The sequence below is a fragment of the Pseudoruegeria sp. SHC-113 genome (assembly GCF_025376885.1).
GTDB lineage: Bacteria > Pseudomonadota > Alphaproteobacteria > Rhodobacterales > Rhodobacteraceae > Pseudoruegeria.
Genome location: NZ_JAHUBR010000005.1, coordinates 102,026 through 128,276, shown reverse-complemented (window position 1 = coordinate 128,276; position 26,251 = coordinate 102,026). Strand labels below are relative to the sequence as shown.

Below are 26,251 nucleotides of genomic sequence, written 5' to 3'. Positions count from 1 at the left end.
CTGAACCAAAAAAGGGAGGAACAACAGATGACATTGAACAGAAGGGCCTTTCTGGGCAGCTCGATGGTCACCGCCGCGGGCCTGGCCGCACCGATGGTGCTGGCCGACGGTCATGGCAAGCCGCGCGTCGTGGTGGTGGGCGGCGGAGCCGGGGGCGCAACCGCCGCACGCTATATCGCCAAAGACAGCAAAGGCGCGGTCGACGTAACCCTGATCGAACCCAGCCGCACCTATTACACCTGCTTCTTCTCGAACCTTTACCTCGGTGGTTTCCGGGATATGGACGATCTTGGCCACAGCTACGGCGGACTCGCCGCGAACGGCGTGAATGTGGTGCATGATTGGGCCGTGGCGGTGGACCGCGACGCCAAGACGGTCAGCCTCGCGGGCGGGGCCGTGCTGCCCTACGACAAGCTGATCCTGAGCCCCGGTATCGATTTCGTGGAAGGCGCTGTTCCGGGGTGGGATGTCTCTGCCCAGAACGCGATGCCCCATGCCTATAAAGCCGGATCGCAAACAGAGCTTCTGAAAGCCCAGTTGAATGCCATGCCGGAAGGTGGAACCTTCGTGATGGTGGCCCCGCCCAACCCCTACCGATGCCCGCCCGGCCCCTACGAGCGGATTTCCATGGTTGCCCACCACCTCAAGGCCAACAATCCGACGGCGAAGATCATTGTGGCCGACCCGAAGGAAAAGTTCTCCAAGATGGCCCTCTTTCAGGAGGGATGGGCGAACCATTACGAAGGTATGGTCGATTGGATCGGGGCCGATTTCGGCGGCGACAACGTGTCGGTGGATCCGGCAGCAATGACCGTGTCGATCGACGGCGAAGTGACAAAGGCTGACGTCTGCAATGTCATCCCGGCCATGAAAGCGGGCCGGATCGCGGAGCTTGCCGGCGTGACCGACGGCAACTGGGCCCCGGTGAACGCGGCCGACATGTCCAGCAAGGCGGACCCGGATGTCCACGTGCTGGGCGATGCCAGCCAGCAGGGCGATATGCCGAAGTCCGGCTTCTCGGCCAACAGCCAGGCCAAGGTCTGTGCCAACGCTGTGCGGGGCGCGCTGACGGGCTCCAAGGTGTTCCCGGCGAAATTCAGCAACACCTGCTGGTCGCTGATCGCCACCGAAGACGGCGTGAAGGTCGGGGCGTCCTACGAGGCGACGCCCGAAAAGATCGCCAAGGTCGACGGGTTCATCTCCGCAACCGGTGAAACCGCAGAGCTGCGCAAGGCGACGTTCCAGGAGTCCGAAGGCTGGTACAGCGGGATCACCGCGGACATGTTCGGCTAAGGCCACTCTCCGCTGCACCTTGAGCCATACGCGAATTGACATGGCTCAAGGTGCAACAAAAGCTCATATGCAAACTTCGGAATAAATCAAAGGAGGAACCACAATGCAACGTCTTGCACTCGCCATCGTGGCCGGGCTCGCCCTGCCCGCCTCGGCCCAGGAGGCCATCACTGTCCCCTTTGACGGCAGTTTCGAAGACGCCCGTTTCGCCGTGGAAAACGCCATTGTCGGCGAAGGGCTGGTGATCGACTACGTCTCCCATGTGGGCGACATGCTGAACCGGACTGGGGGCGATGTGGGGAGCGACGCGGAGATCTTCAAATCCGCTGACATCTTCCTGTTCTGCTCGGCCGTTGTCTCGCGCGCGGTGATGGAGGCCGATCCGATGAACATCCAGCATTGCCCCTATGGCATCTTCGTTGCCGAAACAGGGGATGGCGTGATGATCGGGCACCGAGACTACCCGGATGGTGCCATGGATCAGGTAGAAGCGCTGCTGTCGGGCATCGTGGCCGAAGCGACAGCAGACTAGGTCACCGGCCCGTCAGGCTGGTTTCGGGGTTCCCCAGGCCCTGAGGGCGCGATGCGTCAGCATCGCGCCGATCCACATGCAGAAGACCGCCACCCAGGCCGTCACCGCAAGAATGGCTCCACCCGACATCCCCGCACCCACGGCGCAGCCCCCGGCCAGCATGCTGCCAAACCCCATCAAAGCCCCGCCGATCAGGTAGCGCTCCATTGGGGTATCCGGCTCAAAACGCTGGATCCTCACCTCCCCGCGGAGCGCGGCGACGATCAGCGCCCCAAGGAACACGCCCGGCACAAGGCCAAGGCCGAAGCTCATCGGCAGGTTGGGCGTATTGATCAGGGCCATGAGCGTATCGGCCGATGGGCCCGTGAAGGTGACAGACTGAAGCCCAACCACCTCGAAGGAGGCCTGCGCGATCTGATAGGTGAGCCCCCATCCCAGAAAGACAGCGCCCCCGACGCAAAGCGCAGAGACGGCCTCGGCGCGCGGCAGTTTCACGCGCGCAGCGAAGGCAAGGGCCGCCAGCAGGCAAAGCCCAACGAGCGCAACGAAAGCCGGGAAAAGCGGGGCCTCCGGGCCGATGAAGCGCCGCGCCTGCCCGCCGTCGATGGTCCAGAGCGTGGCAAGGGCGTGCCGCGCCGGTGACAGCACGCCCCGCAACGCGGCCTGCGCCACGAGCGTCAGCACAAGCCCCGTCACGATGGCGCGCAAGTTGCCCGAGGCTGAAAGCACAAGCAGACGGCTTGCGCAGCCGCGCGCAAGGATCATGCCGCAGCCAAACATCAGCCCACCGAGGATCGCGCCGGAGAGGCTCCCCGTTGTGGCCAACTGCCGCGCGGAAGAAACGTCCAGCCAGCCTGCAAGGATCGCGCCCTGCACGAGGGCGAGCGCCGAGAAAAACGCCAGCAGCCAGATCGCGAGGCGCGGGCCGGGGTGCCCGTCCGCCAGCTCCACCGTGGCCGCGCGCAGGCAAAAGCGCGAATGGGCGGCGGCCATACCGAACAGCAGACCGACCCCGCCACCCGCGGCAAGCATCAGCCGCGCCTCTCCGTATCTGTCGATCAGCTCTTCCATGACACCGAGTTCAGCTTCCTCCTGTGGCGGCGCGTTTTGACAGCGTGCAAATCCGCGGCTCAGGCGGGGACGAACCGGTAGTCGTCTTCACCCGGCGCGCCCTTTTCCACGCGCCCGATCCCACCGCCCGGCAGGTGGAACCCGACTATCTGCATCTGTTCAGAGGCCAGCCGGTCCAGAAGCTGCGACCGGCTTTTGGCGGCCAGTGGCATGTCCTGATCGGATCCGCTTTCCCAACCGGGACGGGCAAAGGCGATGTGCTCGTTGCCGATCGCATCCCCGACAATCATGGCCCCCTGCCCGCCGCCGCGCAGTTCGAACGCCATGTGTCCGGGGGTGTGGCCGGGAGTCTCGACGGCGGAAATGCCCGGCAGGATCTCCTCGCCGTCGTCGAAGAACTCGGTGATGGCCTCGATGACCTCCATCCGCCGCCGCGCGCCCACCGCGAAGGTGGCACGCGCCGCACCGATCCTGTCCACCGTTTCGGGGTTCCACCAGTAATCCCATTCGCGCCGCCCCATCATATGGGTGGCGTCTGGGAAGAGGGGATCGTCGAAATCATCCAGAACGCCCCAGATGTGATCGGGATGCGCGTGGGTGAATACAACATGCGTGATCTCTTCCGGTGTCAGCCCGGCGGCATCGAGACTGTCCAGAAGCTGGCCCGCGGAAGGCATGAAATCCGGCCCCGCCCCGGCGTCGAACAGGACGGTGTGCGTCCCATCGCGATAGAGCGCGAGGTTGCATTCCGGGGTCAGCGCATCGCCGGTGATGTTATGGGCCGCAAGGATCGGGGCCAGTTCGGCTTGCGGCATCGGCCCGAAGATGAAATCGCGCGGCAGCGTCAGGCTGCCGTCACTCACCGTGGTCAGCCGCGCCGCGCCGAGCGACAAATCGGCTAGAACGCCGCCCGCCGGGGCCAGCAGCGCCGGGGCGGCTCCCGCAGCGGCCAGCCCCCTGGCCAGAAACACCCTGCGCGATACCGGCATGGCGAAACCCTCCAATCAAATAATATTATTCGAATATGTATTGAAGAGGTGATTCACTCAAGCCTTTTGACAGTGGACGCACCGGATCGGTGCCGACCGACCTCAGACCGTGCGGCGCGCGCTGCGCCGGGTCTGGATCTGGCGGTAGGCGAAAGCCAGCAGGAAGAGCGCGGTGAGCACCAGCACGATGGTGGGGGCCGGGGCGCTGTCGAGGTGGAAGCTGATGTAGACGCCCGAGGTCATCGCGCCCATGCACAGCAGCACCGAGAGCCAGAGCATGGTGGAGAAGCGCCGCGCCAGCAGGAAGGCCGTGGCTCCCGGCGCGATCAGCAGGCCGACGGCGAGGATCAGCCCCGTTGCGGTGAGCGTCGCCACCACGGTGAGCGAGATCAGCGCCAGCAACCCGTAGTGCAGCGCGTTCACCGCAAGGCCAGAGGCCCGTGCCTGCGCCGGGTCAAAACTGTGCAGCAAGAAATCGCGCCATTTCAGGGCCAGCACGCCTGCGACCAGAAGCGAGATCGCCCCGGCCTGCAGAAGATCCGCGCTTCCTACGCCGAGCATGTTGCCAAAGAGGATGTGATCGAGGTGGCTGTCGGGTTTCACGGCCACGTAAAGCACGATGCCAAGCCCGAACATCCCGGCAAAGACGACGCCCATCACCGTGTCCTGTTTGACCCGGCTGTTACCAGCCAGATAGCCGGTGGCGACGGCGGTGAACATCCCCGCGCCGAAGGCGCCAAGAAGGAGCGGGAAGCCGAACACATAGGCCAGCACGATCCCCGGCAGCACCGCATGGCTGATCGCATCGCCCATCAGCGCCCAGCCCTTGAGCACAAGGAAACAAGACAAAAGCGCGGTGGGCACCGAGACGATCAGCGCGATCAGGAAGGCGTTCTGCATGAAGGGAAAACGGAAGGGCAGGAGCGCTGTGGCCAGTTCAAATTCCATCAGGCCGCCCCCCCGCTTGTTGGCATCCGCCGCAGCGCCTCGGCCGCCTTGCGCCGCGCCGCGAAAAGCCCGTGTTTGGGCGCAAAGAGGAAGGCGGCGAGGAAGATCAGCGTCTGCAGGCAGACGATCACGCCGCCCGTCGCGCCGTCCAGAAAGTAGCTGATATAGGCCCCGACGAAGCTCGTCACCGCCCCAACGGCGATGGAGGTGAGGATGAGGCGCGGGAAGCGATCACACAGCAGATAGGCTGTGGCCCCCGGTGTCACCACAAGGGCGATCACGAGGAAGGCCCCCACCGTCTGCATCGCCGCCACCACGCTGGCCGAGAGCAGCATGAAGAAGGTGGCTTTCAGCAGGCCGGTGCGCAGCCCGATGGTGCGGGCGTGGCTTTCGTCAAAGAAGGTGACCATCAGGTCTTTCCACTTCGCGGTGAGCACCGCGAGCGAGACGAAGCCGATGATCGCCAGTTGCAGCGTATCCTCCGGCGTGATCGCAAGGATATTGCCCATGGTGATCGTCATCACGTCAATAGAGACGGGGCTCACCGAAACCATGAACAGCCCCAGCCCGAAGAAGGAGGTGAAGATCAGCCCAATGATCACATCGGGCTTCAGGCCCGAGCGGTCCGACAGGAACAGCATCGCGCCTGCCGCCAGCCCGCCAGAGATGAAAGCCCCCAGCGCAAAGGGCAGGCCGAGCATATAGGCCCCGGCGACGCCGGGCACCACGGAATGCGAAAGCGCATCGCCGATGAGGGACCAGCCCTTCAGCATCAGGTAGGCCGACAAAAAGGCGCAAACCGCCCCGACGAGGGCCGACACCCACATGGCGTTGACCATGTAGCCGTAAGTAAATGGCTCCAGCAGCGCGCTCACGGCTGGCCCTCTGTCTCGCTCTGCTGCACCTTGCCGCCGTAGTGCACGAGCGGGCGTTCATCGTCGGTGAGGATGGTGACGGAGCGGGCATCGGCATCGTCATGCAGCGCATCGCCGCCAAGGGTGAAATGGCGCAGCACGCCACCGAAGGCTTTTTCGAGATTCTTCTGGGTGAAGGTGATTTCCGTCGGGCCAGCGGCCAGAACGGTGCCTTTCACGAGGATGGTGCGATCACAGAACTCCGGTACCGAGCCGAGGTTGTGGGTGGAAACAAGCATGATCCGCCCTTCGGCGCGCAGCTCCTGCAGGAGCGCGATGATCTGGGCTTCGGTTTTCACATCGACGCCGGTGAAGGGCTCATCGAGCAGGATGATCTGCCCCTCCTGCGCCAGCGCGCGGGCGAGGAAGACCCGCTTGCGCTGCCCGCCGGACAACTCGCCGATCTGGCGGTGCTTGAAGTCGCTCATGTTGACGCGCGCCAGCGCCGCATCCACCGCCGCGCGGTCGGTTTGGGAGGCGCGGCGCAGGAAGCCCATGTGGCCGTAGCGGCCCATCATCACCACGTCTTCCACCAGCACGGGGAAGGCCCAGTCCACCTCTTCGGATTGCGGCACATAGGCCACCAAGTTCTTGCGCAGCGCCTCGCGCACGCTCATGCCGAGCATGGTGATCGCGCCCTTGGCGGCTGGCACGAAGCCCATGATTGCCTTGAACAGCGTGGATTTCCCGGCCCCGTTCACGCCCACAAGGGCGGTGATCGTGCCGCGCGGCACATCGAAGCTCGCGTCCCAAAGCGCGGTGTGGCCGTTGCGGTAGGTCACCGTCACGTGGCGGGCGCTCAGGCCGGGCGCGGCATCGGCCTCGCCTGAGGGCATCTTGCTGGGCTGGGTCACCGATTTACCTTTCCGGTGCAGAAAACAGGTTGGGCCGCGCCCTGCACGGCGCGGCCCGGGCTTTGGAGGATGGAGGTTCAGTTCGTGGCCGCCGTCAACCCCTCGGCCACGGTGGTGGCGGTGACGCGCAGCAGATCAAGGTAGGTCGGCACCGGGCCATCCTCGGCCGAGAGGCTGTCCACATAAAGCACACCACCATAGGCCGCGCCGGTTTCCCGCGCGACCTGCTCGGCCGGGGCGGTGTTGACGGTGCTCTCGCAAAAGACGACGGGAATATCATTGGTGCGCACCCCATCGATCACCGCACGCACCTGCTGTGGCGTGCCTGTCTGATCGGCGTTCATCGGCCAGAGATACAGCTCCTTCATGGCGAAATCGCGGGCCAGGTAGCTGAAGGCACCTTCGCAGGTCACCAGCCAGCGCTGATCCTCGGGGATCGCGGCGACGGCTCCGCGCAGGGGCTCGAGCGTGGCGCGCAGCTCGCCCTTGTAGGCTTCCGCATTGGCGGCATAGGTCTCGGCGTTGGCCGGATCGGCCTCGGAGAAAGCGGCGGCGATATTGTCGATGTAGATCAGCGCGTTATCGAGCCCCATCCAGGCATGCGGGTTGGGCTTGCCTTCATAGGAGCCGGTCGCGATGGCGATCGGATCGATGCCCTCGGTGAGCGTGACGGAGGGGATGTCGCCCACGTTGGCGAGGAACTGCTCGAACCACAACTCAAGGTTCATGCCATTCCAGAGGATCAGATCGGCATCATAGGCGCGCACGATGTCCTGCGGGGTTGGCTCATAGCCGTGGATCTCCGCGCCGGGTTTGGTGATGGAGACAACCTCCGCCGCCTCCCCTGCCACATTAGCGGCCATATCGGCGATCACGGTGAAGGTGGTGACGACCTTCATCCGCTCCCCGGCCAGCGCGGGCGCGGCGATGAGGGCGGCAATGGCAGCACCAAGAAGAGAATTGGGAAGGCTCATGGGGGCAGGCTCCGAGAAGGGCGGACAAACGGCGGTGTGTTGGCGAAAGAGCTATGTCGAATCCCCGGTGCCGTCAATGCTTTTGCAAATCATTCTCAATAACATTCGTGGCAGGCACGGGCTGTAAATGTCCGATTGACATACCCAACTTTTTCACTCAGGTTATGCCGCAGAGCCAACCGCCGACTCCCGAGTGGTCAGCCAGCACCGACACTCTGAGAAAAGCCACATCACACCGCCCCGGCGTATCCCACTTCGGCACTGGCCCGTCCGGCGCCCATGCGGCCCGCGCGGGCAGCGGATAAAAACCCAACGGCTTTCCGACTCCCAGGACAGTGACCATGATCCCCATCCTCCGCGCCACCGGCGCTCTTGCCCTTTTGGCGGGCAGCAACGCGCTGGCCGACACCCCCGCGACGAAGGCTGAAGTGCTGGCCACCTACGCCAATATTGCACAAGCCAACTACGCCGACAGCCTCGCCGCCGCCCAGAACCTGCAGGCGGCTGTTGCCGCCCTGCTGGCCGCAACTTCCGCCGAAGCGCTGGACGCGGCGAAATCCGCCTGGCTCGCCGCCCGCGTGCCCTACCAGCAAACGGAAGTCTTCCGCTTCGGCAACGCCATCGTCGACGATTGGGAAGGCAAGGTGAACGCCTGGCCGCTGGACGAAGGGCTGATCGACTACGTGGACGCCTCCTACGGCGTGGCCACCGATGAAAACGCCGCCGCCGTGCTGAACGTGATCGCCAACCCGCGCTTCTCGCTTTCCGGCGTCGAAGTGGACGCCTCCGAGATCACGCCCGATCTGCTGGAAAACACCCTGCAGGAGGCCGATGGCGTCGAAGCCAACGTCGCAACCGGCTACCACGCAGTGGAATTCCTGCTCTGGGGTCAGGATCTGAACAGCCACGGCGCGGGCGCGGGCAGCCGCCCCTGGACGGACTACGCCGCCGGTGACGCCTGCACCAACGACAACTGCGATCGCCGTGCCGCCTACCTGAAGGCCGCCACCGATCTGCTGGTCTCCGATCTCGACTGGATCACCGCGCAATGGGCCGAGGGCGGCGAGGCCCGCGCCACCCTGCTGGAGGATGAAGACGCCGGCATCGCGGCGATCCTCACCGGCATGGGCTCGCTCTCCTACGGCGAAACCGCAGGCGAGCGCATGCGCCTTGGCGTGATGCTGAACGATCCCGAAGAGGAGCACTCCTGCTTCTCCGACAACACCCACAACGATCACTTCTACAACGGCGTCGGCATCCGCTCCGTCTACCTGGGCAGCTACACCCGCACCGATGGCACCGTGGTGGAGGGCGCCTCGCTCTCCGATCTGGTGACGGCCGTGGACCCGGCGCTGGATGCGGAGATGCAGGGCAAACTCGCCGCCGCCGTTCTGGCGCTCGGCGCGATCAAGACGGCCGCCGAAGCCGGCTTTGCCTACGACTCGATGCTTGAGCGCGGCAATGCCGGGGGCGAGGCCCTGATCATGGGCGGCGTGAACGGGCTGATCGACCAGACCCGCAGCATCGAACGCGTGGTTGCGGCGCTTGGCAGCCGCATTTCGGTGGAAGGCTCCGACAGCCTCGACAACCCCGACGCCGTTTTCCACTAACCCATGCGCGGGCGCGGGGCTCCTCCCCCGCGCCCCGCTTCTAAAAAAGCCAAGCCGACAAGCCATGTTCACGCGACGCGCCCTTTCCCTGCTCGCCCTGCTCACCGCCGCCCCCGCCTTCGCGGGCCCGCGGGATGAGCCGCACCTGCCCATTATGCCCCGCACCGAGGCCGAGGCCGCCCGCGTGGCGAAGGTCACCGCGCCCACGGAGGATTTCAGCAAGGCCCAGCCCTTCGAGGCCAACTCCGCCGGGGCCGCCACCGTGCGCGCGATGGAGACCGCCAATGCCTTTTCCCAGCCCTCCGCCAATATCAGCTTCGCCGATGAGCTGACGTTCAAGGTCGGCAACGGGCTGTTTCGCAAGCTCTGGGTCTCCTCGCCCTCCTCCACGCTGGCCTCCGACGGGCTCGGCCCGCTCTACAACGCGCGCTCCTGCCAGCGGTGCCACTTGAAGGATGGCCGTGGCCACCCGCCGGAAGGCCCCGAGGACAACTCGATTTCCATGTTCCTGCGCGTGTCGATCCCGGCGGCATCGGATGCGCTTTCAGAGCAGATCGAGGGCTATCTGGCCACCGCGCCGGAGCCCACGTATGGCACCCAGTTGCAAGATTTCGGCCTTGCCGGGCACCTTGCGGAATACCGGCTTCAGATCGACTATGAAGAGATCCCCGTGGCCCTTGCCGGCGGCGAAACGGCCTTCTTGCGCAAACCCAGCTACACGGCCGCCGATCTGGGCTACGGCCCGCTGCACCCCGAGGCCATGCTCAGCCCCCGCGTTGCGCCGCAGATGATCGGCCTCGGCCTGCTCGAAGCGATCCCTGCCGCCGACATTCTTGCGCTCGCGGATGAGGAGGATGCCGATGGCGATGGCATCTCCGGCAAGCCCAATATCGTCTGGTCGGTGGAGTTCGATCAGCTCATGCTGGGCCGCTTCGGCCTGAAAGCGGGCGCGCCCACGGTACGGCACCAATCCGCTGGAGCCTTCACGGGCGACATCGGAATCTCGAACCCGCTGTTCCCCGCCCCCTGGGGCGAATGCACCGAAGCGCAGGCCGATTGCCGCGCCGCCCCCCATGGCGATCAGGACGAACGCGGCTTTGAGGTCGACGCCGAGGGGCTTGACCTCGTGACCTTCTACAGCCGCAACCTCGCCGTGCCCGCCCGCCGCAATGTGGAGGATCCCGAGGTGCTGCGCGGCAAGCAGCTGTTCTACGAAACCGGCTGCACCGCCTGCCACCAGCCAGCCTTCGTCACCCACCGGCTGGAGGGGCAACCGGAGCAGAGCTTCCAGCTGATCTGGCCCTACACCGACATGCTGCTGCACGACATGGGCGACGGGCTCGCCGACAACCGCCCCGAAGCGCGCGCCGATGGGCGGGAATGGCGCACGCCGCCGCTCTGGGGCGTGGGGCTGACAGAGCAGGTCTCGGGCCACAGCTACTTCCTGCACGACGGCCGCGCGCGCTCGCTGCTCGAAGCCGTGCTCTGGCATGGCGGCGAGGCGGAGGCGCAGCGGGAGTCTGTAATCGCCATGCCGCCCCCCGACCGCGCCGCCCTCATCGCCTTTCTGGAGAGCCTCTGATGCGTGCCCTTGCCTTTGCTCTGTCCCTGCTCACCGCCGCCCCGGCGCTGGCCGCGCCGGATATGGCACGCATCGTGGAAGGCCATGTGCTGCCCGGCTATCAGGCGCTGGCGCGCGAAACGGCCCATCTCGCCGATACCGCCGCGCAAGGCTGCGCGCCCGACAGCCCGGAGCTGCAAACCGCCTACCACGCTGCCTTTGACGCTTGGGTCTCCGTCAGCCACCTGCGTTTCGGGCCTTCGGAGCAGGACGACCGCGCCTTCGCACTCGCCTTCTGGCCCGATCCGCGCAGCGCCACGCCGAAGGCGCTCGCCGGGCTGATCGCCACGGAAGATCCCGTGGTGGAGACGCCCGAGGCCTTCACCACCGTCTCCATCGCCGCGCGGGGCTTTTATGCGCTGGAGTATCTGCTGTTTGATCCGCACCTCGTGAGCGCGGCCAGCCCGGCCTACCACTGCGCGCTCGTACAGGCCATCACCTCCGACATCGCCGCCAATGCCGAAGCGATCCTCGCAAGCTGGGAAGGCGGCTACGGCGCGCTGATGATCGTGCCGGGCAATGACACCTACCGCAGCGAAACGGAAGCCGCGCAGCAGATGTTCACCGCGCTCACCACCGGGCTTGAGTTCACTGCCAATGCCCGCCTTGGCCGCCCGCTCGGCAGCTTCGACGCCCCCCGCCCCACCCGCGCCGAGGCACGGCGCTCAGGCCGCTCCCTGCGCCACGTGGTGCTGTCGCTCACCGCCACACGGGATCTAGCCGCGCTGATCTCAGGCGAAGACGCCGGCGTCGATGCCGCCTTCGCCGACGCGCTGGCGCGGGCCGAAGGGCTGCAGGATCCGACTCTCGCAGGCGTTTCAGATCCGGCCTCCCGCTTCCGCATCGAGGCCCTGCAACAGGAGGTCGACGCCCTGCGCCGCCTGCTCGCAGAGCAGGTCGGCCCCTCGCTGGGCCTTGCTGCGGGCTTCAACGCCTTGGACGGCGACTGATGGCCAGCCGCCGCGCCTTCCTTGCCGGGCTGATCGCCACCAGCGCCCTGCCCCGCGCCACATGGGCCGAGGCCGGCGGCGCGGCCTTCCTTTCCGCCGCCCGCGCGCCCGATGGCGCGTACCACCTGTGTGGCCTCACGGCGCGGGGGGAGATTGCCTTCACCCTGCCCCTGCCCGAGCGCGGCCACGCAGCGGCGGCGCACCCGCATTTGGCGCAAGCCGTCGCCTTCGCCCGCCGCCCCGGCACCTATGCCCTCGTGATCGATTGCGTCAGCGGCGACGCTTTGGCCCGGCTGGAGACCCCGCAGGGGCGGCATTTCTACGGCCACGGCACCTTCTCCGCCGATGGCACGCGGCTCTTCACCACCGAGAACGATTATGACGCCGGGCTTGGCGTGATCGGCATTTGGGATGCGGAAAACGGCTACGCACGGCTGGGGGAATTCGCCTCCGGCGGCACCGGCCCCCATGACATCCAGCGCCTGCCAGATGGCAAGACGCTGGTGGTGGCCAATGGCGGCATCGAGACCCACCCCGACACCGGCCGTCTCAAGCTCAATATCCCCACGATGCGCCCCAACCTCACCTATCTCTCAGCAGACGGCACGCTTCTGGAACGGGTGGAGCTGGAACCGGCGCAGCGGAAGAACTCGATCCGCCACCTTGCAGTGGATAGCAGCGGCACCGTCGCCTTCGCCATGCAATGGCAGGGAGACGACGCGCCGGAGCTGCCGCTGCTGGGGCTGCATTCCCGTGAAACCGGCCAGCTGCGCTTTGCGCCCGCTGCTTCCATCCCCCAGATGCAGGGCTATCTGGGCAGCGTCGCGATCACGCCCGACGGCGGCGCGCTGGCCACGACCTCGCCCCGCAGCGCGCGTCTGCAAGTGTTCGCAGGCACGGAGCTCACCCGCGAAGCGGCGCTGGAGGATGTCTGCGGCGTGGCCGCCACGAAGGGCGGTTTCATCGCCACCTCGGGCACGGGCCTCGTGGTGCCGCCTGAAGGCGCGCCGATCCGGCATCCGCTGGCGTGGGACAATCACCTTATCGCCATCTGATCCCCTGATCAGTTCAAGGCCGGTACAAATCCTGCGCCGTATGGGTATAGACCTGCGCCACTTCGCCGCCCGCGTCTGACACAACGCCCGCAAGCCAGCCCTCGAAGGCCGCCGGTTTGGGCGCGACGGGCCAGTTGGAGCCAAACATCAGCCGCGCTGGCGACAGCGTGCCGACAAGCCGCGCCACATGGCCCGCGAGCTGCACACGCACGGGGGCCTGCGCCATGTCCTCCTCCTTGGGCGGTGAGAGCTTGACGTAGAGGTTTTCGAGCCCCTCGAAGGGGCGGTAGTCATAGCTCCCCGCCCCCGCCTGCGCCGGGCGTGCGCAATGGGTCAGCACGAAGCGGATGTGGGGCAGCGCAAGGCAGAGGGCGCGCAGGGCGGCCAGGCTGTCGGCGTGCTGCAGGCCCAGCTCCACATGGCCGTGGCCGTCGAGCCTGTCGAGCGCCGCGAGCAGCCCCGGCGCGGCCAGATCGAAGGCGGCGATGGGGCGCAGGCGCAGGCCGCGCCACTTGGCGTCCTGCTTGGCCTCCGTAAGCCGCGCCTCGAAACCGGGCTCCAGCGGCTGAAGGTTGCTAACATAGGCGCAGATCAGCGGATCGGAGGCCGCCAGCCGCATCAGGCGCAGATCGTCCTTGCGGCGGGGGCTGGTTTCGATCGCCACCACGGGCCGCGTGCCCACCTCGGCGCGGTAGGTAGCGGGCAGGCAGGTGCGGTAATGGGCATCGCCGGGGCTGGGCCAGAGCAGATCGCCCGCCGCTTGGGGATCGTGAAAATGGGTATGGGTGTCGATGATCGTCACGGGGCTCAGGCCCTTGCAACCGGGTGGAAACAGGCGGCGCGATGGGGGGCGGTTTCGCCCGGCTCAAACGGTGGCACGCCCGCCGCACAGGCCGCGCTCGCCTTGGGGCAACGGGTGCGGAAGCCGCAGCCCGAGGGCGGATTGAGCGGTGAGGGCACTTCGCCTTCCAGCAGGATCCGGCCCGCTTCCGGCGCATCCGGCATCGCCGAGAGCAGCGCCTGCGTGTAGGGGTGGCGCGGCGCGGTGAAGATCGCCTCAGTGGGGCCGTGTTCCACGATCCGGCCCAGATACATGACGCCGATCTCATGGCAGAGGTGACGCACCACGCCCAGATCGTGGGAAATGAAGAGATAGGCCATGCCCAGCCGCTCCTGCAGTTCCGCCAGCAGGTTCAGGATCTGCGCCTGCACCGAAACATCCAGCGCCGAGACCGCCTCATCGAGGATCAGCACCTGCGGCTCCAGCGCGAGCGCGCGCGCGATGGACACCCGCTGGCGCTGCCCGCCGGAAAACTGGCTCGGGTAGCGGTGGGCGAAGCTCGGGTTCAGACCGACAAGCTCCAGCAGTTCCGCCACCCGCGCCTCCCATTGCGCCTGCGGCACAACGCCTTCGTGGATCTGCCACGGCTCCCTCAGGATCTGCCCCACGGTGTGGCGCGGGTTGAGGCTGGCCCAGGGATCCTGAAACACCATCTGGATATGCCGCCGCACCGGGCGCAGGCTCTGCGCGCTGGCCGTGGCCAGATCCTGCCCGTCAAACAGGATCTCCCCGGAGGTGGGCACCTCCAACCTCATCACGCAACGCGCCAGCGTGGATTTGCCGGAGCCGCTTTCTCCGACGATCCCCACCGTTCGGCCCGGATAGAGGTCGAACCGCGCCGCCTGCAGCGCGCGCACCACCTGCGTTTGCCGGGCATAGAACGGCCCCCGGCGGGAGGTGAAATGACAGCTCAGATCGCGCACCGACAGCACCGGGGCAGGCATAGGCTTTTGCGGGGCGGTCATGGTGCGTCTCCGGCGAAATGGCAGAGGCTGCTGTGGGTGGCGGACAGCGCCTTGCGCGTAGGCTTTTCCGCCGCGCAGATGGCTTGCGCCTTGCTGCAGCGGGTGCGGAAAGGGCAGCCCGATGGCAGCGCGCGCAGATCGGGCGGCGAGCCGGGGATCGGGGTCAGCTTCTGGCCAAGACGGCTGTGGCCCGGCATCGAGTTCATCAGCCCCTGCGTGTAGGGGTGCGCCGGGCGGGCGAAGAGCGCATCTTTCGGGGCCTGCTCCACGATCTCACCAGCATACATCACCAGCACCTGATCGGCGATGCGCTCGGCCACGGCCAGATCATGGGTGATCAGGATCAGCCCCATCCCGGCGCGCGCTTGCAGGCTCTGCATCAGGTCCAGCACCTGCGCCTGCACCGTCACGTCGAGCGCGGTCGTTGGCTCATCGGCGATCAGCAGGCGCGGGTCCAGCGCCACGGCCATGGCGATCAGCGCGCGCTGGCGCATTCCGCCCGAGAGCTGGTGCGGGTAGGCCTCCAGCCGGGCGGCCGGATCGGGGATACCCACGAGCGCAAGCAGCTCCTCGGCGCGGGCGCGGGCCGCCGCGCGCGTGAGCTTGCGGTGATGGCGCAGCATCTGCACGATCTGCGTGCCGATGGTGAAACGCGGGTTGAGCGAGGTGAGCGCGTCCTGAAAGATCAGCGCCATATCCCGGCCCCGCAGCGCGCGATAGTCCCGCGCGGGCAGTGCAAGCAGATCCTGCCCCTCGAAGCTCAGCCGCGCGGCGCTGACCTGCCCCGGAGGCTGCGGCACCACCCCGAGGATGGCCTGCGCCGTGACGCTCTTGCCCGAGCCGCTTTCGCCCAGCACCACCAGTGTTTCACCGCGCTCTAGGCGCATGTCCACGCCGTTGACGGCGGCCACCTGGCCCAGATCGGTGGCAAAGGTGACGCGCAGGCTCTGCACGTCCAGCAGGGGCGGCGTTTCGGATGTGGCGGGGCGGGTCATGTGCGGGCCTTCCGGGCGTTCGTGTCGGACTGGGCGGGTTTGCGCGGCAACAGCCAGCGCCAGCGCTGCACCGGATCAGAGACAGCGCGCAGCCATGCGGCGAGCAGGTTGGCCGAAAGCGCGGTGAGGAAGATCGCCATGCCGGGGAAGGCCACGAGCCACCACGCCAGCGAAACGTAATCGCGCCCCGCCGCCACCATCAGCCCCCAAGAGCTTTCCGGCGGCTGGATGCCAAGGCCCAGAAAGCTGAGCGTGGCTTCGGCGAGGATCAGCTTGGCCACTTCCATCGTCGCCAGCACGATCAGCGGCGAGGACATATTGGGCAGGATATGGCGGCGGATGATCCAGCTGTTGCTGGCCCCCAGCGCCCGCGCGGCCTCCACGTAGGGCGCTTCCCGCAAGGACATCGCCAGCCCCCGCGACACCCGCGCGTAGACAGGCCAGCGCACGATGGCGAAGATCAGGATGATATTGGCAAGGCTCGGCCCCAGCGCATAGAGCACCAGCAGCGCCAGCATCAGGAAAGGAAAACCCAGCTGCAGATCGGCCAGCCGCATGATCACATCATCGGTGCGCCCGCGCAGGGTTCCGGCTGTCACCCCCGCCGCGATGCCGATCGCGCCCGAGACCGCCACGCCGCAGACCGCCACCAGCAGCGAGACCCGCGCCGAGTAGATGATCCGGCTCAGGATGTCCCGGCCAAGCGCATCGGAGCCGAGCAGGTACACCGGGCCATCTGCGGGCCATGCGAGCGGCGGGCTGTTGCGCATCCGCAGCGATTGCGCGGTGGGATCATAGGGCGCAAGCACGCCGGGCATCACCGCGCAGAGGATCAGCAGCAGCACGAAGAGAAGCGCGGCCAGTGTCACCGGATCGCGCAGCAGCGCGCGCATGTAAAGGCTGGCGGAAGGGCGGTCCGGCAGGGCGGAGGCGGCCTCGGTCACGGGTGGGGTCATCGCGGCGGCCTCACTCATAGCGCAGCTTCGGGTCGAGCCAGGCGTAGGCGAGGTCGATCAGCAGGTTCACGAGGATGATCACCACGACGATCACGGTGACGACGGCCTCGATCAGGAACAGATCGCGGTGATAGATGGCCTGCACCAGCAGCCGCCCGATGCCGGGCCATGCGAAGACGGTCTCCACCGCGATGGCGCCACCCATCAGCATGGCCATCTCGTCGCCCGCGATGGTGAGGATCGGGATCGAGGCGTTCTTCAGCGCATGCACGAAGACGGTGGTTTCCGGCAGGCCATTGGCGCGGGCCACGTGGATATAGGGTTTGGCATATTCATCCAGCATCGCGGAGCGGGTGATCTGCGCCATGCGCCCTACCGAACGGTAGGAGAGCGCCAGCGCGGGCAGCACCACGTGGGAGAAGGAGCCGTAGCCGGAGGTCGGGAACCAGCCCAGCGTGAGCGAGAAGACGATGATCAGCAGAAGCCCGAGCCAGAAATCCACCGTGGAAATGCCGCCCAGCGTGAAGACGGTGATCGCACGGTCGATCCATGTGCCTGCGTTGAACGCGGCAAGCGTGCCCAGCAGCAGGGCGAGCGGCAGCGAAAGCGCCAGCACCGTCATCGTGAGGTAGAGCGTCGGCACGATCCGCTGCAGCGCGATCTCCAGCGCCGGGGCCTTCTGCCAGAGGCTGTCGCCAAAGCCGGTAGCCACCCGCTGCAGGAAGGCGACGAACTGGACGGACAGCGGCTGATCGAAGCCGAATTTCGCGCGCATCTCCGCGATCAGCTCGTCAGAGGCTTCGGCCGGGAGCATCAGCTCCACCGGATCGCCGATCACATGGCCCACGAAGAAGACAAGGATCAGCACGGCCGCGGCCACGAAACAGGATTGGAACAGGCGCCGCAGGATGTAGGTCTGCACGGTCGGGGCCTCTTGGTCTAAGCGCCCGTTGCGGGGCTTTTTGGGCGGTGTCGGGCTCCCCCGCGCCCAGAAGGAGCGCGGGGGATGGTTTCAGGCAAGCGACCGGAGCCGGGGAGGATCAGCAGCCTACCTGAGCTTGATATCGGTCAGGCGCACGCCCGCATGCAGCGGTGGCTCAAAGCTCACCCTGTCCGATATTCCGTGAAAGCGCACCTCGTGGTGCAGCGGGATGTACCAGAGATCCTGATAGGTGAGCGCCGCGATCTCTGCGAGCGCCGCCTGACGCTCCGCCCCCACGAGCGAGACAGCCGCGGCGATCTTGGCGTCGATCTCGGGGTTGCAGGCCACCGAAAGCCGCCCCTCGCAGGTGTAAAACGCCATCACCGTGGAGGCGAAATCATAGGGATCGTTGGTGTGCTTGTGCAGCGCGATCAGCCCGCGGGTCGGGTCGGTGGGCTTGGGCGCATGGATGAACACATCCTGCCACGCCGGGCCGCGCTCCATCACCTCGGCGCTCACATTGGTGATGCCGATCTGCTTGAGTTGCTCCAGCATCACCTCCATCACCTGATCGTTGCCGATGAAACCGCCCGACATGGTGGCAAGCTTGAGCGGCGTTGCCTCCACCGGCACGCCATCGGCCTTGGCGGCCTCCACCAGCGCGCGGGCTTTCTCCATGTCGTAGGGCAGCGGCGCGAGATCGCGGTTGTAGCCCGTCGACGCCGGGCCGACGATCATCGTCGCGGGCGCGGCCCCGCCCAGAAGCAGTTCACCGATGGTCTCGCGGTCTACCGCGAGCGACATCGCCTCGCGGATGCGGTGATCGGCCAGCACCGGGTTGGTGCTGTCGAGCCGGAAGTAGGTCGAGGTCGTGTCCGGGCTCTCGATGCAGTTCTCCGCCAGCGCGGCCTTGCACAGCTCGCCCGGCAGGCGCTCGGAGAAATCCACCTCGCCCGCCTGCAGCGCCGCGATGCGCGAAGCCGGTTCGGGGCGGAACAGGAAGGTGGCCTCGGTGAAATCAATCGCGCCATAGGCATCGGCGGCGGAGCTGCCCCACCAGCTTTCGTTGTCCTCCAGCGTGATCGAGGTGCCGCGCGTCCAGTCCTTCACCTTGTAAGGCCCGGTGCCCACGGCCACCTGCCCCCATTCCTCCGGGTGGCTGCGGATATGTTCAGCGGACGGAACGTAAGTCTGCCACACGCGCGTCAGCAGCAGCGGATCCGGGGTTTCGGTCTGCACCTGCACCACCATGTCCGAAACGGCCTCAAAGGACATCTCCGGCCCGCCAAGCGCGCGGATCTGGAAGCCGTTGTCCTTGCTCCAGACATAAGCCAGCGCCTCGGCGACACCGGCGGCGGTGAGGGGCGAGCCGTCGTGGAAAGTCACGCCGTCGCGTAAGGTAAACTGCCAGGTGCTGTCGTCGATCTGCTCCCAGGCGGTGGCGAGCTCGGGCACGAATTCGTTGGTGGCACCATCGCGGCCCACGAGCCCTTCAAAGACATTGCCCAGAACGGTGCGGCTGTTGGCGTTATAGGCGTTGGCCACATCGAGCGAGGGCGGCTCCACCAGCGCCGCGATGGCGATGGTTTCGGCCTGCGCGGCCAGCGGCGCGGCCAAGGGCAGGGCCAGAGCAAAGGCCCCGGCGGCCAGCATCCGGCGCGCTTTTGCGGATTTGGGCGCGGCTGTCCCCGCCTGCGCCCGGAACGGATCAAATCTTGTGGTCATTGGGTCTCCTCCCTGTTTGCGGCGTTGCGGCTTCCTCCAACCGGCACCGTCTTTTCGAGGTGTACCGCCGCTGCACAAAGCGCAGAAGCGAGCGTGAATTTTGTTCCATCTAGTGAAACGCGCGGGCGGCGCGGGGGCGTCACGGCATGCGAAACTCCGGCTGCGCCACCCCCTGCGCCTGCACCCGAATCCGCAAAGGCACCCCTGCCTGCCCTGCCACGTCGAGGATCTCGGCAGGCACATGCATGCGGCAGTTGGTGACGAAAAGCTCCTGCAGGCTCCGGCCGAAAAAGCACAGGCCCGTGGGCAGCGGCACCGGCAGATCGATGCTGCCGATCAGGCGGCCTGAGGGATCAAACCGCAGGATCTGCCAGCCGCCGTAGATCGCCGCCCAGAGGCAGCCCTCGGCATCCACCGTGATCCCGTTGGGCGTGCCCGCGCCCGTGTGGCGTGCAAAGCGGCGCGGGTGGGCCGGGCGGTGGTTGCGCGGGGTCATCTCGAAGCGCAGGATCGTCTGGGAGCCCGCCTCGGTGAGATAGAGGAAGGCCCCGTCCGGGCTCCAGCAAAGCCCCTTCACGCCGCGTTCCAGCGTGAGCATCTTCTCGATCTTACCGTCCTGCCCGAAGGCGTAAAGCCGCCCCTCCGCCGTGCTTTCCGGCGCGGCGGGCTGCAATGTGCCGACCCAGAGCCGCCCGTCCGGGCCGACGCGGGCGACAGAGAAGCGGCGCAGAGGGTCTTCGGGCTCCGGGTGGCTCAGGGCGTGGCGGCGGCCTGTCAGGTAATCCACGATGGCGATGCCATCCCGCGAGGCGACGATGGCGCGCCCACCGGAGAAGGGCACCACCGCGCCGGGCAGGCTGGCGAAAGGCAGCCGCCCCGCCTGCCCGCCGGGGGCCAGCCAGTTCAGCGCACCGCCAAGGCTGTCGCCCCAGATCAGCCGCTGGCTGCGCGCGTCCCAGGCCGGGCTCGTGCCCACCTTGTCGGGCTCAGGCACGCCCGCCATCACGGCGATCTCGGCGGACAGCGCGGCCTTGGTGGGCTTGGGCAGAGGCGTTTTCACATCGCGTTTGCGCGGCCCCAGGTTTCGCCCCATCGAGACCTTCTGCGCCGCCAGCGCCACCTGCCGCCCGATCCGGTGGCGCTCGGCCTCGCTCACCTCGCCGGGCAAGCTGGCAACGCAAAGCGCGGCGACCGGCGCGCCACTGGCGTCGATCACGGCGGCGGCGATGTCATGGCGGCTTTCGCCGGTGTCCCATGTGGAAAAGCCGGTGGCGGCACAGACGCCAAGCCGCAGCGACAGATCGCTGTTGCGCGCGGAATATTCCGGCAGATCCGGCAGCAGCCGCGCGAGCCGTTCCGGCGGCATCGCGGCCAGCACGGCGGTGCCGGCGGCGGAGCGGTCCAGCGCGATCTTCTGCGGCGCCTGCGCCTGCGCCGCCGCGCCCGCGGACTCCATCCCGAAGGGCAGGATCAGCGCCTCGGCCTGCAGGCTTGCGCCCTCCAGCCGCCAATGCCGCACCGGGCGCTCCAGCAGATCGGCGAGCCGCTGGGTTTCAGCACGGAAGATCACGCGCTGCGCCAGATCCGGCTGCGCCGCCGCCGTCAGATCGAAAAGCTGCGGCCCCAGCGTGTAGCGCCGCCCATCCGCCCCCAGCCGCACAAACCCGGCCTCCCGCAACGTGGCGAGGATGCGCGAGAGCGTCGCCTTCGCCAGCCCCGTGCGCGCCTGAATCTGCGCCGAGTTCAGCCCGCCCGGCGCGGCCCCAAGGGCTGTGAGCACGCTCAACCCCCGCGCCAGCAGCCGCGCGCCGCCTGCCTCCTCTGCCATCGGCTCCTCCCGCCTCTGTTTCGCTCAGTGGAACACGAACCCGCGCGCCGGGAAAGAGCGGCGTGGCTTTGGCTATCCCCTTGGCCAGCCCTGCCCCGCTCCAAGGAGACCAAACCCCATGCCGCCCACCCCCAGCAGCCACCTGCGCGCCCCGATTCTGGTGACCTTCCTCGGCCTCGCCGCCGCCGCGGCCCTGAGCCAGCGCATGACGGCGGGCGGCGCGGAAGCCGTGGGCTTCGTGGCCACCGCGCTGATCCTTGCCGGGCTGGAAATCGCGCTCTCCTTCGACAACGCCGTGGTCAACGCCAACCGGCTGGACAATATGAGCGCGCTCTGGCGGCGGCGCTTCCTGACATGGGGCATCCTGATCGCCGTCTTCGGGATGCGGATCGTCTTTCCGCTGGCGATCGTCTGCGTCGCCGCGCGGATCGCGCCCTGGGCGGCGGTGGATGTGGCGGTGAACGATCCCGCCCGCTACGCCGAGATCATCACCGCCGCGCATCCCTCGATTGCCGCCTTCGGCGGGGTGTTCCTGATGCTGGTGGCGCTCTCGTTTTTCGGACAGCAATCGGCGCAGGGCGCGTGGCTGCCCGGTGTCGAGGTGCTGCTGCGGCGGCTTGGGCGCGGCCACATCACGCCGCCGCTGGTGGCGCTCGCCGTCGCGGCGGGCTTTGCCACCCTGCAGCCTGCGGGCCGTCAGTTGGAGTTCCTGCTCGCTGCCGGGGCGGGCGTGGCGGCCTTCCTCGCGCTGGAGGCCCTCGCACAGGTGCTCGACAGGCCCGCCGTCAGCGACAGCGCCCGCGCCGGGCTGGGCGGCTTCCTCTACCTCGAAATGATCGACGCCAGCTTTTCTTTCGACGGGGTGATCGGGGCCTTCGCCCTGACGACCAACCTCTTCCTCATCGCCATCGGCCTTGGCATCGGCGCGATGTATGTGCGCGCCTTCACGATCATCCTCGTGGAGTTCCGCACCCTTTCGCGCTTCATCTACCTTGAGAACGGCGCGTTTCTTTCGGTCTTCCTGCTCTCGGCGGGGCTTCTGCTGAAATCCGCCGTGCACCTGCCGGAACTGGCGCTTGGCACGGTCAGCGTGGCGATCATCCTCGCCGCCCTCGTGGCCTCGCTGCGCGCGCAGGAGGCGCGGGTACCGGGGGGCTGAGCCGCGCTAAGGTAGGATTTCTGTCGCCAGCCTTGTGTCGAGTAGCTCTTCCTCGACTAGCGCATAGATCTGCTCGGGCGGGGTTTTGAGCGAGAACACCATGAGAGCAGGCGCGATCCCCATCTCAAGCAGGTACTCCAGCGTTTCCCCTTGCCCGAACTGGATGCCCTCCACCGCCATCACAACTGGTAGAAACTTCGGCTGCTCGTAGTAGTGCTGATGCACCCCCACAACGCCCCCCTGCCCCACGGCGCGGTCCGGCCCGGCGGCAAGGATATAGGGGCAGCTCGACAGGCAATAGGCCCCGGAGGGCACCACCGTATCGAGCCCGTCCGCACGTATCCGGCGGCCGATCTCAAGAGCTTCCATCACGATCCCGCCGGGGCTGTGCAGGGCAATGCGGGCGGGCGGTGTGGCGCGTTCGGCCAGATGGGCGGCGAAGCGCGCGGCGTCGCCTTCGCCGATGGTGCCCGACAGCAGCAGGACATTGCCAAGCCCTTCGATCTCCCGCTCCTCGAATTCCAGCCGGTCAGAGAAGGTCTGCGGCAGCTCCAGCCCCGGCGGCGCATCGGGGCGGCGCAGCGTGGGCAGGGTGCGGTCGGGGCGGTATTCGCGCGTCTGATCGCCGGGGGAGACAGGGCCGGTGGGCAAGGGCGCGGACGGCGTGAACAGGCCCGACAAGGCCCCCAGCCCATCGGCGGCCACCAGAACACCGGCCATCGCCAGCTGCGCCACGAGGATCAGGCGCAGGCCCCGGGCAACGTCCAGAGCCATCAGCCCGCGCCGCCCTTGTCGGGCTCGGGTTTCGCGCTCGCGCGTTCCTGCAGGGCGGCATCGGCGGCGCCCATGGTGATCTCCACATCCTTCATGGCGTTCATCGCCGCCTTCAGATCCGCCAGCGTGAGGGTTTCCTCAATGCTCATGCCGTCGCGGCCCGAGCGGATCGCGGCCTGCGTGATCGCAAGCACAAACACGAGCACGGCCGGCAGAAGGTCTATCGCGATGGCCCCGGCCCAGCTGGGCGCGAAGTTACCAGCATAGCGCACCACCGCATCGGCGCGGGAGATCGGGTTGTAGGCCGTTTGGATCGGCGGCTCCATCGCCAGCACCTCTTCAGCCGCCGTACGCAGGGTGCGGCTGCGCTGATCCAGCGCGTTCAGCACCGATGTGATGGTGGCCGATTGCGCATCGCGCACCGAGGTGGAGCGCCCGTCCAGCTCCGGCAGCACCACCGAGGCCGGCAGATCCTCCGCCGCGCGGGCCACCAGCGGGGCCACGCTATATTGGTTCAGCTGCGAGATGACGCCCGCGAGCTTCACGCTTTCCTCCGAGAACTGCACCGAGCGGAGGTCCACCGGGCCGGGAGCGACGGTCAGCTCGCGCATCCGGGCCAGAATTGCATTGCCGCGTTCAAAGGCCTCTTCGATCAGCGGCTGCTGCGCGGCGATCTGCTCTTCGAGGTTGCGCAGTTCCTCGCTTTTCTGGGTAAGCACGCGGAAGACGGCCCCGCGCCCCGCCGTGCCGGAGAGATCGCCCGATTGCTCCAGTGCGGCCAATTCCTCAAAGCTCTGGCGCGCGCGCTCAACCTCGCGCCCCAAGGCCTGCCCGCCAAGGGCAATGTCATGGGCCTGTTCCAGCGATTGCTGGTAATCGCGCACGGTGTTCTCCAGATGCTGCTCCACCGCCGCCGAGCCCGCCAGCGCGGCGGCGTTCAGCCAGCTCGACATGGCAATGATCGCCAGCGAGCCGACCACCGTGGCTACGGTGAGGCCGATGAACCCCCCCGCGGTGCGCATCGCCGGCAGGAGCCGCAACATGTAGCTCCAGAACACAAAGATCCCCACCGATACGGCGATGGAATAGGCCACGGCGGCGATGAAAGTGATCGCGCCGTTGTCTTCCAGCAGGGAGGAAACGCCGAGGTAGGTGTAGATGCCCGAGGCCACGGCCAGCACGCCAAGGGCGGCCGAGGTGAAGGAGTCGAGCCAGCGCAGATGGCCTTCCAGTTCCTTGGCGGTGCGCAGGCCCTTGGCCTCTTCCGCCGTCAGGCCGCTCTTCGTCTCGCTCATGTCGCCTCCGCCCAATGTTGCGCCCCTTGCCGGGGCGCTGCCCTGTCATACCTGTGGGCTTCGGGCCAGATTGGCAAGGCGCTGTCGCCCTGCGCGCTGATTCCCGCACCCCCGCCAAAGCTCAGCCACACTGCCCAGTTTGCACAGGCCGCGCCGCAGCCGCTTCCGTTTTGGCAGCCAAAGTTGCCAGTTTGGTTTTTTCGCGCAAAAAATAAATGCTGACGTCGGGTCTGGATCGGCGCGGAGCCGCCCATTCGCGTAAGTTGTATCTTGAAAACCGCCCAAGTTTTCATCTCAACTGAAGCATCCGAACACACAGGGAGACAGACAATGTCGCGTTCGTTCGCGCTTTCCGCGCTTATGCTTTCCACCGCTCTCAGCACCGCTGCCTTCGCCGCAGACGTCCCCGAGGGCACCAATCTCGCCGCAGATCAGACCTTCACCTACCGGGTGCTGGACGAGTTCTCCTCCTTCGACCCGCAGGTCGTTGAGGATGTGAACGGCTCCGAAGTGGTCCGCGATCTGTTCGAAGGCCTCTACAACCAGGACGCCGACGGCAACAACGTTCCGGGCGTCGCGCTGAGCCACGAAGTCAGCGCCGACAACATGACCTACACCTTCACGCTGCGCGACAACGCCAAGTGGAGCGACGGCAACCCGGTGACCGCTGGCGATTTCGTCTACGCCTGGCAGCGCGCCGTAGATCCGGAGCTGGCCTCCCCCTACGCGTGGTTCATGGAGCTGATGTCGATCGAGAACGCCTCCGCCATCATCGCGGGCGAGAAGCCGATCACCGATCTGGGCGTCTCCGCGCCGGATGACACGACGCTCGTCGTGAAGCTCAGCCAGCCGCTGCCCTATTTCGACAAGATGGTGACCCACGCCACCACATTCCCGGCCCCGAAATGGGCGATCGATGCCCACGGCAAGGAATGGACGCGCCCGGGCAACATCGTGTCCAACGGTGCTTTCGTGCTGACCGAGCACGTGCTGAAAGAGCGCTCCGCCCGTGAGCGCAACACCATGTACTGGGACAACGACAACACCGTTCTGGACAAGGTCGTGACGCTTGTGATCGGCGACGATGCGCAGGCCCTGACCCGCTGGCGCGCTGGTGAAGTCGAGAAAACCGAGATCCCGGCAGGCCAGTACCCGGCCCTTAAGGAAGAGTTCGCGGAAGAAGCCTACGCGCTGCCGCGCCTGTGCAACTACTACTTCACCTTCAACACCGTCAGCGGCCCGGAAGCCTTCAAGGACGCCCGTGTCCGTCAGGCTCTGGCCTATGCCATCGACCGCGACGTGATCGTGGAGCGCGTGCTGCAGGGTGGCCAGTTCCCGGCCTACACCTTCACCCCGGCCGCCACCGCGGGCTTTGAAGTGCCCAGCGTGGAGTACGCCGGCATGAGCCAGGCCGACCGCGACGCGAAGGCCAAGGAACTGCTGGCCGAAGCCGGCTACGGCCCGGACGGCGAGAAGCTCGCCTTCACCTACCTCTACAACACCAGCGAAGCCCACAAGCAGGTTGCCATCGTGGCAACCCAGATGTGGAAGCAGAAACTGGGCGTCGAGGTCGAGCTGTCCAACCAGGAATGGAAGGTCTTCCTCGAAACCCGCGGCAACCAGAACTTCGACATGGCCCGTGGCGCTTGGTGTGGCGACTACAACGAAGCCTCGACCTTCCTTGACCTGCTGACGAGCCCCTCCGGCTACAACGACGGCAAATACTCCAACGCCCGTGTGGACGAGCTGATGACGGAAGCGAAATCTTCCGCCGACGCGCAGCCGCTCTACACCGAGGTGGAGCAGATCCTCGCCGACGAAATGCCGGTGGTGCCGGTCTATCACTACTCCACCAACATGATGCTGGCCGACAGCATTCAGGGCTGGCCGGTGAACAACGTCGAGCAGAACTGGTACTCCAAGAACCTCTACAAGGTCTCCGAGTAACCACGTCCCGCAAATCAGGGGCGCGCCCGACCC

Annotated in this window: 23 protein-coding genes; 8 read left to right on the top strand and 15 right to left on the bottom strand. The window is 66.9% G+C overall.

All coding sequences use genetic code 11. The features are described from left to right. Window positions 1-27 precede the first annotated feature (27 nt). Together KVX96_RS19010 and KVX96_RS19005 are read left to right on the top strand one after the other, a co-directional pair. Entirely contained in the window at window positions 28-1,293 is a 1,266-nt protein-coding gene (locus tag KVX96_RS19010) for an NAD(P)/FAD-dependent oxidoreductase (RefSeq protein ID WP_261196432.1), read from the top strand. A gap of 103 nt (window positions 1,294-1,396) precedes the next feature. After that, window positions 1,397-1,825, top strand: coding sequence for a DUF302 domain-containing protein (locus tag KVX96_RS19005; RefSeq protein ID WP_261196431.1), 429 nt, complete (start codon window positions 1,397-1,399; stop codon window positions 1,823-1,825). Window positions 1,826-1,837: 12 nt separating this feature from the next. On the opposite strand, the gene KVX96_RS19000 is transcribed toward KVX96_RS19005, so the two are convergent. From KVX96_RS19000 to KVX96_RS18975, 6 genes are all read right to left on the bottom strand, one after another. Continuing rightward, on the bottom strand, window positions 1,838-2,896 hold the full coding sequence (locus KVX96_RS19000) for a YeeE/YedE family protein (protein ID WP_261196430.1): 1,059 nt from the start codon (window positions 2,894-2,896) through the stop codon (window positions 1,838-1,840). A 59-nt stretch (window positions 2,897-2,955) separates the two neighbouring features. After that, complete coding sequence (locus KVX96_RS18995; protein WP_261196429.1) at window positions 2,956-3,885, bottom strand: MBL fold metallo-hydrolase; 930 nt, start codon at window positions 3,883-3,885, stop codon at window positions 2,956-2,958. A 102-nt stretch (window positions 3,886-3,987) separates the two neighbouring features. After that, entirely contained in the window at window positions 3,988-4,833 is an 846-nt protein-coding gene (locus KVX96_RS18990; protein ID WP_261196427.1) for a metal ABC transporter permease, read from the bottom strand. Beyond that, the gene (locus tag KVX96_RS18985; RefSeq protein WP_261196426.1) at window positions 4,833-5,708 is read right to left on the bottom strand and encodes a metal ABC transporter permease; all 876 of its coding nucleotides are present in this window, start codon (window positions 5,706-5,708) and stop codon (window positions 4,833-4,835) included. Before KVX96_RS18985 ends, KVX96_RS18990 begins: the two co-directional genes overlap by 1 nt. Continuing rightward, a complete protein-coding gene (locus KVX96_RS18980; RefSeq protein ID WP_261196472.1) occupies window positions 5,705-6,583 on the bottom strand; it encodes a manganese/iron ABC transporter ATP-binding protein in 879 nt (292 codons plus the stop codon). The genes KVX96_RS18985 and KVX96_RS18980 overlap by 4 nt, the downstream gene beginning before the upstream one ends. A 95-nt stretch (window positions 6,584-6,678) precedes the next feature. Continuing rightward, complete coding sequence (locus tag KVX96_RS18975) at window positions 6,679-7,575, bottom strand: metal ABC transporter substrate-binding protein (RefSeq protein WP_261196425.1); 897 nt, start codon at window positions 7,573-7,575, stop codon at window positions 6,679-6,681. 341 nt (window positions 7,576-7,916) lie between these two features. Here KVX96_RS18975 and KVX96_RS18970 point away from each other — a divergent pair, with 341 nt between their 5' ends. The 4 genes from KVX96_RS18970 to KVX96_RS18955 all read left to right on the top strand — a co-directional run bounded on the left by KVX96_RS18970 (window position 7,917) and on the right by KVX96_RS18955 (window position 12,811). Beyond that, the gene (locus KVX96_RS18970; RefSeq protein ID WP_261196424.1) at window positions 7,917-9,185 is read left to right on the top strand and encodes an imelysin family protein; all 1,269 of its coding nucleotides are present in this window, start codon (window positions 7,917-7,919) and stop codon (window positions 9,183-9,185) included. 64 nt (window positions 9,186-9,249) lie between these two features. Continuing rightward, on the top strand, window positions 9,250-10,767 hold the full coding sequence (locus tag KVX96_RS18965; RefSeq protein WP_261196423.1) for a di-heme oxidoredictase family protein: 1,518 nt from the start codon (window positions 9,250-9,252) through the stop codon (window positions 10,765-10,767). After that, window positions 10,767-11,756, top strand: coding sequence for an imelysin family protein (locus KVX96_RS18960; RefSeq protein WP_261196422.1), 990 nt, complete (start codon window positions 10,767-10,769; stop codon window positions 11,754-11,756). The genes KVX96_RS18965 and KVX96_RS18960 overlap by 1 nt, the downstream gene beginning before the upstream one ends. Then, window positions 11,756-12,811 (top strand): DUF1513 domain-containing protein, encoded by a 1,056-nt coding sequence (locus KVX96_RS18955; protein ID WP_261196421.1) that lies wholly within the window; start codon window positions 11,756-11,758, stop codon window positions 12,809-12,811. The genes KVX96_RS18960 and KVX96_RS18955 overlap by 1 nt, the downstream gene beginning before the upstream one ends. A 13-nt stretch (window positions 12,812-12,824) precedes the next feature. Here the strand turns inward: KVX96_RS18955 and KVX96_RS18950 are convergent, their stop codons facing one another. The 7 genes from KVX96_RS18950 to KVX96_RS18920 form a co-directional block, all read right to left on the bottom strand. Further along, complete coding sequence (locus KVX96_RS18950) at window positions 12,825-13,613, bottom strand: amidohydrolase family protein (RefSeq protein WP_261196420.1); 789 nt, start codon at window positions 13,611-13,613, stop codon at window positions 12,825-12,827. A 5-nt stretch (window positions 13,614-13,618) separates the two neighbouring features. Continuing rightward, the gene (locus KVX96_RS18945) at window positions 13,619-14,596 is read right to left on the bottom strand and encodes an ABC transporter ATP-binding protein (protein WP_409977144.1); all 978 of its coding nucleotides are present in this window, start codon (window positions 14,594-14,596) and stop codon (window positions 13,619-13,621) included. A 17-nt stretch (window positions 14,597-14,613) separates the two neighbouring features. Beyond that, window positions 14,614-15,612: an ABC transporter ATP-binding protein gene (locus KVX96_RS18940; protein WP_261196416.1), complete on the bottom strand. Its 999-nt coding sequence runs from the start codon at window positions 15,610-15,612 to the stop codon at window positions 14,614-14,616. Continuing rightward, window positions 15,609-16,586, bottom strand: coding sequence for an ABC transporter permease (locus KVX96_RS18935; RefSeq protein ID WP_261196415.1), 978 nt, complete (start codon window positions 16,584-16,586; stop codon window positions 15,609-15,611). Before KVX96_RS18935 ends, KVX96_RS18940 begins: the two co-directional genes overlap by 4 nt. Continuing rightward, window positions 16,579-17,490, bottom strand: coding sequence for an ABC transporter permease (locus KVX96_RS18930; protein WP_261196414.1), 912 nt, complete (start codon window positions 17,488-17,490; stop codon window positions 16,579-16,581). Before KVX96_RS18930 ends, KVX96_RS18935 begins: the two co-directional genes overlap by 8 nt. 126 nt (window positions 17,491-17,616) lie before the next feature. Then, window positions 17,617-19,215 (bottom strand): ABC transporter substrate-binding protein, encoded by a 1,599-nt coding sequence (locus tag KVX96_RS18925; RefSeq protein ID WP_261196413.1) that lies wholly within the window; start codon window positions 19,213-19,215, stop codon window positions 17,617-17,619. A gap of 139 nt (window positions 19,216-19,354) precedes the next feature. Continuing rightward, window positions 19,355-21,043, bottom strand: coding sequence for an SMP-30/gluconolactonase/LRE family protein (locus KVX96_RS18920; protein ID WP_261196412.1), 1,689 nt, complete (start codon window positions 21,041-21,043; stop codon window positions 19,355-19,357). A 118-nt stretch (window positions 21,044-21,161) separates the two neighbouring features. Between KVX96_RS18920 and KVX96_RS18915 the strand changes: the two genes are divergently transcribed. Continuing rightward, window positions 21,162-22,202, top strand: coding sequence for a DUF475 domain-containing protein (locus KVX96_RS18915; RefSeq protein ID WP_261196411.1), 1,041 nt, complete (start codon window positions 21,162-21,164; stop codon window positions 22,200-22,202). Between the two features lie 6 nt (window positions 22,203-22,208). On the opposite strand, the gene KVX96_RS18910 is transcribed toward KVX96_RS18915, so the two are convergent. Both KVX96_RS18910 and KVX96_RS18905 read right to left on the bottom strand, forming a co-directional pair. Further along, window positions 22,209-22,976, bottom strand: a complete 768-nt coding sequence (locus tag KVX96_RS18910; RefSeq protein WP_261196410.1) for a hypothetical protein — start codon at window positions 22,974-22,976, stop codon at window positions 22,209-22,211. Beyond that, window positions 22,976-24,271, bottom strand: coding sequence for a hypothetical protein (locus KVX96_RS18905; protein ID WP_261196409.1), 1,296 nt, complete (start codon window positions 24,269-24,271; stop codon window positions 22,976-22,978). The genes KVX96_RS18910 and KVX96_RS18905 overlap by 1 nt, the downstream gene beginning before the upstream one ends. 330 nt (window positions 24,272-24,601) lie before the next feature. Here KVX96_RS18905 and KVX96_RS18900 point away from each other — a divergent pair, with 330 nt between their 5' ends. Beyond that, window positions 24,602-26,218 (top strand): peptide ABC transporter substrate-binding protein, encoded by a 1,617-nt coding sequence (locus KVX96_RS18900; RefSeq protein ID WP_261196408.1) that lies wholly within the window; start codon window positions 24,602-24,604, stop codon window positions 26,216-26,218. The last annotated feature ends 33 nt before the right edge of the window (window positions 26,219-26,251 follow it).